Here is an 11,038-nt window from a genome sequence, read left to right as displayed (position 1 = left end):
CATCGACGCAACCCATCTGGAGGACCGGCGAACGGCAGGGGGTCCGCTGTGGACGGCCCGCGTGCTCCGCACGCGCGGCGCTCGCATTCCCGCACTTCGGCGATCAGTCTCGATCGGTCCGGCACGGGAAATCCCTAGGGTCTTCGGGGCGGCCGGGGCGGCGAGCGGACTCTAGGGATTTGCCGGGCGCCCAGGCGGGATCGTCGGATGCGCGAGCCCTGGGTGCGGTCCGTCGGGCGAGCCAACGGGCCACCGACGTCGACGAGGATCACCGCCATGCCCCAATCCGTCCCGCACGGCGACCTGCCGAGACCCCTGCGGCCCACCGAGGGCGCCGCAGACGAGGCGGCGGAGAAGCTCAGCGCACTCGACGAGCAGCTGATCGCCCAGCTGGTCCGGCGGATCCGCCTGGGACGCGGCCATCAACTGAGCCGACGTGCCGCCGGTCTGCCGACGACCAGCCTGGCCCAGGAGAACGCGATGCTGCGCCAGTACGTCGCCCGACTCGGCGATCCGGGTGCCGGGATCGCACTGGCGATCCTGGAACTCTCCCGACCGCCGTCCGCACCGACCGCCGAACAGCCGTAGGGCGGTGGGGGACCAGGGCCACTCCGGTCCCCCACCGCCCCGTCGCCCCGCCGCCCCGGGAGCGCCGTCACCAGCGCGCGCCCGCCAGCACCTCTCCGTAGTCGCGGGCGAGCCGGGCCTGTTCGAGGTCGGACTCGACCATCATCCGCATGAGTTCGGGGAAGTCCACCGTGGGCTCCCAGCCCAGTGTGCGGCGCGCGTTGTCCGCGTCGGCACAGAGCGTCTCCACTTCCGCGGGACGCACCAGCGTGGGGTCGACGGTGACGTGCTCCTCCCAGTTCAACCCCACGCACTCGAAGGCGATCCGGGCCGCGTCGCGGACGGAGTGCATCCGGCCGGTGCCGATGACGTAGTCGCCCGGTTCGTCCTGCTGGAGCATCAGGTGCATCGCCCGGACGTAGTCCCCGGCGAAGCCCCAGTCGCGGACGGCGTCGAGATTGCCGAGCAGCAGCCGGTCCTGCAGGCCGAGCTTGATCTGTGCGACCGCGAGGGAGATCTTCCGGGTCACGAACTCCGCACCGCGGCGCGGGGACTCGTGGTTGAACAGGATCCCGGACACGCCGTACATCCCGTACGACTCGCGGTAGTTGCGGGTGATGTAGTGCCCGTAGGTCTTCACCACGCCGTACGGGCTGCGCGGGTGGAACCGGGTGTCCTCGTTCTGCGGGGTCTCGGCGACCATGCCGAACATCTCGGAGCTGGACGCCTGGTAGAACCGGATCTGGCCGGCTCCGCCGTTCGTCGCCGCGGGCTTGTTGATCCCGCTGACCATCCGGATCGCCTCCAGCACCCGCAGCACGCCGGTGCCGTTGACCTCGGTGACGAGTTCCGGCTGGCGCCAGGACATCGGCACGAAGGAGATCGCCCCGAGGTTGTACACCTCGTCCGGCTGGACGGCGTCGACCGCGGAGACCAGGCTGCCCTGGTCCATCAGGTCGCCGTCGACGAACCGCAGGTCCGGGATCAGCCGGCTGACCCGGTCCTTCCGCGGATTCGCCTGTCCCCTGGTGAGGCCCCACACCTGGTACCCCATGGAGATCAGGTGCTCGGCCAGGTATGACCCGTCCTGGCCGGTCACCCCGGTGATCAGTGCACGCTTGGACATCCGTTCCCCTTCAGCCACTGCTCGCGGACCGTTCTCGGCACAGCCAGCGAACCACTGACGCGGCTAAGGAATTTGCGAGACTTCCCGCCCGCTCGGCGGGCGGACGGGGCCGGCCGAGCGCTCCGGGCTCCGTCACCCGTTCTCGGGCCGGAGCACGGAGGTCACCGCGCGTACGCAGCCGAGCAGCGAGTCCGCCGAGTCCCACCCGCCGGGGCGCCAGAGCAACAGGTCCGTCCCGTCCACGCGCCAGCTGAACGGCTCCGGCGCGGAGGACAGTTCGCGCACGCCCTGGGCCGAGAGCACCCGCCTGGCCTGCTCCGGATCGGCCGCGTAACTCTGGTGCCGGCGGTCGAACTCCGTCTCCCCACTGCTGATCCGGCCCTCGGGCACCGGCTCGACGACGAGAACGGAGTGGAAGGCGCGTTCGTGCCGCACCTCGATGCCGTCGACCGGGGTCGGCAGCGACACCACCGCGATCCCGTAGACGTGGGTCGCGCCGTTGTACCGGCAGCTGTACCCGGCCGAGGTGAGCGGCAGGCCGCCGACCACGCCGCCGACCTGGTCGGTGAGCCGCTGCGCGGCGCCGTAGTGGCAGGGGGGACCGGCCACCGGGAGCCGGGAAACCGTGAACTCCGGCCTGGACTTGAATCCGTGATGTGTCATCAGGTCACCGGCGAGCGCCCCGGCCCGGCGTCGCCCGCGGAACGCGTCGAGGCGCGGCGCGGCGAGCACCAGGGAGACCAGGGCGAGGAAGAACACGAGCGGAACGACGACGTCCATGGCGCGCTCCAGTGATCGGGACCACGTCGGCAGCGCCACCCGACCGCACGGAGGCGCGCGCGACCTTCACGCCGACCAGACTTCCCGGCACACCGCTACCGAATGTACGCGGTCGGACACCGAAAGCAAGAGGCCCGGCCCCCCCCTCATGCCGGCCCGAACCCGCCCGACGGGCACGGCGGTTGCCGCCGGCCGGAGGCTTCGCGGGTGACCACATGCACGGCGAGGAGGCCCCCTCCCCCGGTCCGGGCAGCGATCCGGGCGCCGGCGGATCAGCATCTCACCCTCGGGCCCGCCGGCGATCACCACCACCCGCCGGGGCGGCCACGGCGCATACCGGGCCGGGCCCGCCCTCGCCCCGCGAGGGGGTCGGCCGTCACCGGGAACCGCGCACGTCAGAGGTCCGTCAGGAACCCGCGGCCGGGCGTCATGATGTCGTCAGCGGCCCTCCGCCCGACCCGCGTGGCGCGTTCACTGGACGCAGTGAACCATCCTCTGACGGAGGCGTACGGCCATGACCGGCACTACCCGTGTGATCGTCGGGCTGAGTGGCTCGTTGAGCAGTCTCGCCGCGTTGCGACGTGCCGTGGATGAGGCGGCCCGACGCGGGGCCACGCTGGTGCCGGTCGTGGCGTGGGGTCCTTCCGGCGGCACCGACCGCGACCACCTGCGCCCGCTGCCCGAGCTGGAGCACGCCGCCCGCAAGCGCGTCGACACCGCCTTCGAGCAGGTGTTCGGCGGTTACCCGGCCGACCTGGTCGTCCACCCGCTGGTGGTCAGGGGCCACGCCGGGGCGGCCCTGGTCCGCGCCGTCACCGCGCCGACCGATCTGCTCGTCGTCGGCACAGGGAGGCACGGCCGCCTCGACCAGCTGCTGCACGGCTCCGTCCTGCACCACTGCCGTACCTACGCGACCTGCCCGATCATCGCCGTCTCCCCGGAAGAGCTGCTCCGCCAGCTGGACCTCGCCGCCCGTGACGGAGAGCCGCTCCCCCTCGTCACGGGCGGCCGGTCCGCGCCGACCGCCGGTCCGCGCTGACGATCGGCCCGACTGCGCACGGCAGGTCGACGCCGCAGGCGCTCCCGCCACCGACACCGATGCCCTCGGCCGCAGGCGCCGGGGGCATCGACATGCGCCGCCCGGCGGCGCACGCCTCCCCGCGATCGAACGGCCGGATCGGTATCGTCCGCCGGGATGCCCCTGGTCTGCGGGCCGACAGCCCCGCACGGAGGAGGTCCACCATGGCCGACAGCGGCTCGCCTGCGCGGCAGCCTGACGTTCCCGGTCCGAGCGTGCACGACTCCGTGCGTCCGGCGGTGGTGATCGCCGCGCTCGGGGTGGTCTTCGGCGACATCGGGACCAGCCCGATCTACACCCTCCAGACCGTCTTCAACCCGAGCGACCCGCACCCGGTCCCGGTCACGGCGGAGAACGTGTACGGGGTGGTGTCGCTGGTGTTCTGGTCGGTGGTGATCATCGTCCTGGTCACCTACGTGTTCCTGGCGATGCGCGCCGACAACGACGGCGAGGGCGGCATCATGGCCCTGATCACCCTGCTGCGGCGGTCCGGTTCGCCGCGTGGCCGACGGACCACGGCCGTACTGGCCGCGCTGGGCATCTTCGGCGCCTCGCTGTTCTTCGGCGACAGCATGATCACCCCCGCGATCTCGGTGCTGTCGGCGATCGAGGGGCTCAAGGTCGTCGAGCCGTCGCTGGAGAGCGCCGTCGTGCCGCTCACCGCGGTGATCATCGTGTTGCTGTTCCTGGTGCAGCGCAGGGGGTCCGCAGCGGTGGGCCGGCTGTTCGGACCAGTGATGATCGTCTGGTTCGTGACCATCGGGGCCTGCGGCGTGACCGGGATCGCCGACCACCCGCAGATCCTCAGGGCGCTGTCACCGGGTTACGCCCTGGGCTTCCTGCTCGGCCACTTCGGCACCGCGTTCTTCGCGCTGGCCGCCGTCGTGCTCGCGGTCACCGGCGCCGAGGCGCTCTACGCCGACATGGGGCACTTCGGCCGCCGGTCGATCACCCGGGCCTGGCTGGTCCTCGTCTTCCCCGCCTGCATCCTGAGCTACCTCGGTCAGGGTGCGCTGATCCTCGCCGATCCGGCTCACGTGAGCAGCCCGTTCTTCCTGCTCGTCCCCCACTGGGGACGGCTGCCGATGGTCGTACTGGCCACGGCCGCGACGGTGATCGCCTCCCAGGCGGTGATCACCGGCGCCTACTCGGTCACCTCCCAGGCCGCCCAGCTCGGTTACCTGCCGAGGCTGCGCATCGCACACACCTCCGAGTCCACCGTGGGCCAGATCTACGTCCCATGGGTCAACTGGCTGTTGATGGTCTCGGTGCTCACCCTGGTCTTCGCCTTCCGCAGCTCCACGGCGCTGGCCTTCGCGTTCGGCATGGCTGTCACCGGAACCATCACCATCACCACCCTGCTCTTCTTCTACGTCGCGCGGGCAAGGTGGGCCACCCCGGTCTGGCTGCTCGTCTCCGGCGCGGCGGTGCTGCTCACGGTGGACCTCCTGTTCGTCGCGGCCAACGTGACCAAGCTCGTCCACGGCGCGTGGCTGCCGCTGCTGATCGGCGTCACCGTGTTCACCGTCATGACGACCTGGCAGCACGGGCGCGAGGTCGTCACTGCCGAGCGGGCACGGCACGAGGGCCCCTTGCCCGAGTTCGTCGACCGCCTGCACAGCGGGGCGGTGCCGGCGCTGCGAGTGCCCGGCACCGCCGTCTTCCTCAACCGCGGAAAACAGACGGCGCCGCTGGCCATGCGGGCCAACGTCGAGCACAACCACGTCCGGCACGACCACGTCGTCATCCTGTCCATCGAGACCGAGCCGCTGCCGCGTCTCCCCGACGACCGGCGGCTCGCCGTCGACGACCTCGGATACGCCGAGGACGGGATCATCCACGTCACCGCCCGCTTCGGCTACATGGAGACACCGGACGTGCCGGGCGCACTCTCGATGCTCGACCCCGCCCGGACCGAGGGGCCGTTGCAGCTCGACCAGGCGTCCTACTTCCTGTCCACGATCGAGCTGCGACGGGGAAAGGCCCCGACCATGGCGCCCTGGCGCAAGCGGCTGTTCATCGCCACCTCGTACATCACGGCCGACGCGGCCGAGTACTTCGGTCTCCCCCGCGACCGCACGGTCATCATGGGCGCGCACATCGAGGTGTAGGCGCGTCTTCCGCCGTCCGTCGGGAGAGCGCACCGAGGTCCGACGGCCGCTGCGAGGCCGTCAGCCGTAGCCCGGACAGCGGGTCCGAGTCAGTCGACGATCTCCTGGTAGACCGTGGTCCAGAAGTCCTGAGCGAGCCGCGCCGCGTGCGGGACGGACATCCCGACCTGGGTGAGCAGGATGCCGACGAGCCGGTTCTCCGGGTCGGCGTAGGTCGTGGTGCCGCTTCCGCCGTCCCAGCCGAACTGACCGACGGGCGCGTAGTCGCCGCGGTAGGTGCGCACCGCCATGCCGAAGCCCCAACCGCCGTGCTGCCCCTGGCCGTACGACACGTGGACGTTGTCACGGGCCATTGCCGTGCGGGTCGCGGTCTGTTCGGGTGTGAGGCGGTTGCCGGTCATCAGCTCGACGGCGGGCCGGGACAGGATCCGCTCACTCCCGTGCATGCCCCGGTTCAGCAGCATCCGGAAGTAGGCGTGGTAGTCGTCGACGGTGGAGACCAGCCCGCCACCGCCGCCCGGGAACGCCGGCGGCCGGCTCCAGCGTCCGTTCGCCGGCTCGTCCCACACGGTGAACTCCCCCGTCTGCGGGTCGGGGGCGTAGAGGGGCGGCAGTCGGTCGATCCGGTCGGCGGGCACGTGGAAACCGGTGTCCTTCATGCCCAGCGGGCCGAAGACGCGCTCGCGCAGGAACGTCTCGAAGGACTGGCCCGCAACCCTGGCGACGAGCACACCGAGCAGGTCGCTGGCGATGTGGTACTGCCACTGCTCTCCGGGCTGGTGCATCAGCGGAAGCGTCCCGAGGCGGCGCATCCACTCGTCCGGTTCGGGCATCGGCGTCGGCAGATCGGGCGTGAGCCCCTGCTCGAAGACCGCGTTCATGATCGGGGTCCCCAGCGAGGTCATGTCCATTCCGAGCCCGAACGTCGAGGTCAGAACGTCCCGCACGGTGATCGGGCGGCGCGCCGGCACGGTGTCGTCCAGCGGGCCGTCGATCCGCTTCAGCACCCGACGGTCGGCGAGCTCCGGCAGCCACTGCTCCACCAGGTCGTCCAGCCGCAACCCGCACTCGTCGAGCAGGACCATCGCCGCAGCCATCGTGACCGGCTTGGAGGTCGAGGCCATCCGGAAGATCGTGTCCCGGCGCATCGGCGAACCGCCGTCGTGGCTCATCGTCCCGATCGCTTCGACGTACGTCTCGTCGCCCCGGCCGACCAGCGCGACGAGCCCGGGGATCCGCCCGGAATCGACGTGGCGCGCCAGCACGTCGCGCACCTTGCGCAGCCCTGCTTCGGAGAAGCCGCCGCTGCTCTGTCCCATCATGGATCTCCCCCTGTGAAAGCGTTCGCGAATCACTGAACAATGATGAAGCTACATTGCGTTCAGATATACGTCAACGCGATACCGGCGCCAAATACCAAGCCAGAAGCGGCATGTTGACTATCGTTGCAATGACTATGACGCCAAACGCAATGGCCGGCAGAGCCTGTCGTTGCAATGAGATGGGAGTGAACGCATCCCGTGCGGCGAGGGGCGAGCGGGCACCAGGCCGCGGCGACCGCGGAGGCCGGACCCGCCTCCCCGAACAGCAGGGACTCGTCAGTCGTGATCTCCCGCAGGGATTCGGGAGTGCAGGGCATGCGCACCCGCCACCGGGAGCACGGTCGACGCACCCTGGGTGCGAGCACCGCAGTCTGTCCCCCGATGCGGCTCGGTACCTGCGAGGACGACCATGGAAGAGGACGGTGGTCCGCTGCCCGCGGCCACCCGTGACGGAGGCCTCGGAGCCGCGCCAGGTCTCACCGGGCGGCGGGGAAGGACGGCAGTGATGCCTCGTGGTCGGTTGCGGGTCTACCTCGGGGCGGCCCCCGGAGTCGGCAAGACCTACGCCATGCTCGCCGAGGGCCACCGCCGCGCCTCGCGCGGCACGGACGTGGTGATCGCCTACGTCGAGGACTACGGCCGACCTCTGACCCGCCGGATGGCCGAGGGCCTGGCGACCGTTCCCCGCCGGACCGTGGCGTACCGGTCCTGCACCTTCACCGAGATGGACCTGGACGCGGTGCTGACCCGTCACCCCCGGGTCGCCCTGGTCGACGAGCTGGCACACACCAACGTCCCCGACTGCCGGAACGAGAAGCGCTGGCAGGACGTCGAGGAACTGCTGGAGGCCGGGATCGACGTCATCTCCACGGTCAACATCCAGCACCTGGAGTCGCTCAATGACGTAGTGGCGCAGATCACCGGCGTCCGGCAGCACGAGACCGTCCCGGACGACGTGGTGCGCCGCGCCGACCAGATCGAGCTGGTCGACATGTCCGCCGAGGCGCTGCGCCGACGGATGGTCCACGGCAACATCTACCCGTCCGAGAGGATCGACACGGCGCTCGCGAACTTCTTCCGCGCCGGCAACCTGACCGCCCTGCGCGAGATCGCCCTGCTCTGGGCAGCCGACCGGGTCGAGGAGGCCCTGCTGCACTACCGCCACGACCACGGCATCCAGCAGCCGTGGGGCACGCGGGAACGCGTCCTGGTCGCACTGTCCGGCGGTCCCGAGGGCGACACCCTGATCCGACGGGCCAAGCGCACCGCCTCCCGCGGTGCCGGTGGCGAGTTCCTGGCCGTCCACGTCGCCCACGACGACGGGCTGGCCGGCGCGTCCCCGCAGCTGCTGGCCCGCCAGCGCACCCTGGTGGAGAGCCTGGGCGGCAGCTGGCACGCGGTGACCGGCGACGATCCGGCCCAGGCGGTCCTGGCGTTCGCCCGACAGGTCAACGCCACCCAGATCGTCATCGGCGCCACCCGCCGCAGCCGTCTCAAGAACCTCCTCGGTCGCGGCACCGGCGAGGCGATCATCGAGGGCTCCGGCGACGACATCGACGTCTACGTCGTCACCCATGCCGAGGCAGCCCACGGCCATCTTCTGCATCGCCGTCGGTCCGTCTCCGACGAGGACTGACCGCGGGATCCAGCCACGGCGGACCGTTCCGCGTGAAACGTTTCGGACAACCGCTGGTCTCGGGCACATGACGCGGCCGTCAAAGCCGCGTCAAAGTTCCGAACCACCCGTATGGAACGCGTCAGGAAACGATGGCGCGTTCCATACGGCTGGTTTGCTGCCCTCTGCCGGTTCGTCTGCCGGTGCCGCGCACGTCTCCGGGCAGTGCCTGCGGCGTCCCCCACATCCCCACCTGGTGGAACCCATGCTCGATCTTGTGTTCGTCGGCCTCACGGTTGCCGTGTTCGCCGTCATCGCCCTGGCCGCGAAGGGGGTCGAGAAGCTGTGAGCGCCGAGAACCTCGCAGGTCTCATCGTCGCCGTCGCGCTCGTCGGCTACCTCGTCATCGCGCTGATCTTCCCGGAGAAGTTCTGATCATGAGCTCCACTCTCGCGGGCTGGCTGCAGGCCCTCGCCCTCGTCGGCGCGCTGGCCCTGTGCTACCGCCCGCTCGGCGACTACATCGCCAAGCTCCTCACCACCGCCAAGCACCTCAGAGTCGAGCGCGGCATCTACAAGGTGATCGGCGTCGACGGTGACGCCGACCAGCGCTGGCCGGTGTACCTGCGCTCGGTGCTGGCCTTCTCGGCCGTCTCCGTGCTCTTCCTGTACGGCCTGATCCGCCTCCAGGGCCACCTGCTGCTGAACCTGGGTGTCCAGCAGATGGACGGCCACCAGGCCTGGAACACCGCGATCTCGTTCGTCACCAACACCAACTGGCAGTCCTACAGCGGTGAGTCCGCGATGGGCCACCTGGTGCAGATGGCGGGCCTGGCGGTGCAGAACTTCGTCTCCGCCGCCGTCGGCATCGCCGTCATGGCCACGCTGATCCGCGGTTTCATGCGGAACAGGACCGACCGGGTCGGCAACTTCTGGGTGGACCTGGTCCGGATCACGCTGCGGCTGCTGCTGCCGCTGTCGGTCGTGTTCGCCCTCGTGCTGGTGGCGAACGGTGTGGTCCAGAACTTCCACGGCTTCCACGAGGTGACCAACCTCGCGGGTGACGTGCAGAAGATCCCGGGTGGTCCGGTGGCCTCGCAGGAGGTCATCAAGGAGCTGGGCACCAACGGCGGCGGTTTCTTCAACGCCAACTCGGCGCACCCGTTCGAGAACCCGACCGGGTTCACGAACTGGCTGGAGATCTTCCTGCTGCTGGTGATCCCGTTCGCCCTGCCCCGCACCTTCGGCAAGATGGTGGGCGACAACCGCCAGGGCTACGCGATCGTCGCGGTGATGGGCCTGTTCTGGGTCGCCTCGGTCGCCCTGATCACCCTCGCCGAGTCGCAGCACCACGGCTCCGCCCTGCAGGCCGCGGGCGCCTCGATGGAGGGCAAGGAGCAGCGGTTCGGCATCGCCGCGTCGGGCCTCTTCGCCGCCTCGACGACGCTGACGTCGACCGGTGCGGTGAACTCCTTCCACGACTCGTACACGCCGTTCGGCGGCGGCCTGACGGTCTTCAACATGATGCTGGGCGAGATCGCGCCCGGCGGCACCGGCTCCGGCCTGTACGGCATGCTGATCCTCGCCGTCGTCGCGGTGTTCGTCGCGGGCCTGATGGTCGGGCGCACCCCCGAGTACCTGGGCAAGAAGCTCGGTGGCCGGGAGATGAAGTTCGCGTCGCTGTACATCCTCACCACCCCGATCCTGGTGCTCGTCGGCACCGGTGTGGCGATGGCCCTGCCGGGCGAGCGGGCCGGGATGCTCAACAGCGGTGCGCACGGCTTCTCCGAGGTGCTGTACGCGTTCACCTCCGCGAGCAACAACAACGGCTCGGCGTTCGCCGGGATCACCGTCAACACCGACTGGTACGACACCGCGCTGGGCCTGTGCATGGTGTTCGGCCGTTTCCTGCCGATGGTGTTCGTCCTGGCGCTGGCCGGTTCGCTCGCGCAGCAGCAGCCGGTGCCGGCCACTCCGGGCACCCTGCCCACCCACAAGCCGCTGTTCGTCGGGCTGCTGTCCGGTGTCGTGCTGATCGTCGTCGGCCTCACCTACTTCCCGGCCCTGGCCCTCGGGCCGCTCGCAGAAGGTCTCCACTGATGTCCACCACCCACAACCCCGCACCGGTCGACCACAGCACGACCCCGCACCGAGTCCAGAGCGGCCTTCTCGACCCCAAACTCATCCTCACGTCGCTCCCCGACGCGGTGAAGAAGCTCGACCCCCGGGTGATGGTCAAGAACCCGGTCATGTTCGTGGTCGAGGTCGGCTCGGTCGTCACCACGATCTCCGCGATCGCCGACCCGTCGGTGTTCGCCTGGTCGATCACCGTGTGGCTCTGGCTGACCACGGTCTTCGCCAACCTGGCCGAGGCCGTCGCCGAGGGCCGCGGCAAGGCCCAGGCCGACACCCTGCGCAAGACCAAGACCGAGAGCGTCGC

At 70.3% G+C, this 11,038-nt stretch carries 9 protein-coding genes and 1 pseudogene; 7 read left to right on the top strand and 3 right to left on the bottom strand.

What is annotated here, in order from left to right:
* Window positions 1–276 precede the first annotated feature (276 nt).
* A complete protein-coding gene (locus tag ACIGG8_RS08030) occupies window positions 277–588 on the top strand; it encodes a hypothetical protein (RefSeq protein WP_396546378.1) in 312 nt (103 codons plus the stop codon).
* Window positions 589–655: 67 nt separating this feature from the next.
* Here ACIGG8_RS08030 and ACIGG8_RS08025 read toward each other — a convergent pair whose 3' ends face one another.
* Window positions 656–1,693, bottom strand: a complete 1,038-nt coding sequence (locus ACIGG8_RS08025; protein WP_396546377.1) for a GDP-mannose 4,6-dehydratase — start codon at window positions 1,691–1,693, stop codon at window positions 656–658.
* 132 nt (window positions 1,694–1,825) lie between these two features.
* On the bottom strand, window positions 1,826–2,473 hold the full coding sequence (locus ACIGG8_RS08020; RefSeq protein ID WP_396546376.1) for a hypothetical protein: 648 nt from the start codon (window positions 2,471–2,473) through the stop codon (window positions 1,826–1,828).
* 514 nt (window positions 2,474–2,987) lie between these two features.
* Here ACIGG8_RS08020 and ACIGG8_RS08015 point away from each other — a divergent pair.
* Window positions 2,988–3,512: a universal stress protein gene (locus tag ACIGG8_RS08015; RefSeq protein ID WP_396546375.1), complete on the top strand. Its 525-nt coding sequence runs from the start codon at window positions 2,988–2,990 to the stop codon at window positions 3,510–3,512.
* A gap of 254 nt (window positions 3,513–3,766) precedes the next feature.
* Window positions 3,767–5,662 carry a potassium transporter Kup gene (locus ACIGG8_RS08010; RefSeq protein ID WP_396546374.1) on the top strand — a complete coding sequence of 632 codons (1,896 nt, stop codon included), beginning with the start codon at window positions 3,767–3,769 and terminating at the stop codon, window positions 5,660–5,662.
* A gap of 89 nt (window positions 5,663–5,751) precedes the next feature.
* On the opposite strand, the gene ACIGG8_RS08005 is transcribed toward ACIGG8_RS08010, so the two are convergent.
* On the bottom strand, window positions 5,752–6,981 hold the full coding sequence (locus ACIGG8_RS08005) for a serine hydrolase domain-containing protein (protein WP_396546490.1): 1,230 nt from the start codon (window positions 6,979–6,981) through the stop codon (window positions 5,752–5,754).
* Window positions 6,982–7,489: 508 nt separating this feature from the next.
* On the opposite strand from ACIGG8_RS08005, the gene ACIGG8_RS08000 reads away from it, so the two are divergent.
* From ACIGG8_RS08000 to ACIGG8_RS07985, 4 genes and pseudogenes are all read left to right on the top strand, one after another.
* A complete protein-coding gene (locus tag ACIGG8_RS08000; protein WP_396546373.1) occupies window positions 7,490–8,620 on the top strand; it encodes a universal stress protein in 1,131 nt (376 codons plus the stop codon).
* A 324-nt stretch (window positions 8,621–8,944) separates the two neighbouring features.
* Entirely contained in the window at window positions 8,945–9,034 is a 90-nt protein-coding gene (gene kdpF, locus ACIGG8_RS07995; RefSeq protein WP_396546372.1) for a K(+)-transporting ATPase subunit F, read from the top strand.
* 2 nt (window positions 9,035–9,036) lie between these two features.
* Entirely contained in the window at window positions 9,037–10,698 is a 1,662-nt protein-coding gene (gene kdpA / locus ACIGG8_RS07990; RefSeq protein WP_396546371.1) for a potassium-transporting ATPase subunit KdpA, read from the top strand.
* Window positions 10,698–11,038 (top strand): annotated as a pseudogene (locus tag ACIGG8_RS07985) (potassium-transporting ATPase subunit B); the annotation flags it as partial. The gene kdpA and the pseudogene ACIGG8_RS07985, both read left to right, overlap by 1 nt.

It is taken from the genome of Kitasatospora sp. NPDC085464, assembly GCF_044541955.1.
GTDB lineage: Bacteria > Actinomycetota > Actinomycetes > Streptomycetales > Streptomycetaceae > Kitasatospora.
This window is presented reverse-complemented; position numbering and strand designations above follow the sequence as displayed.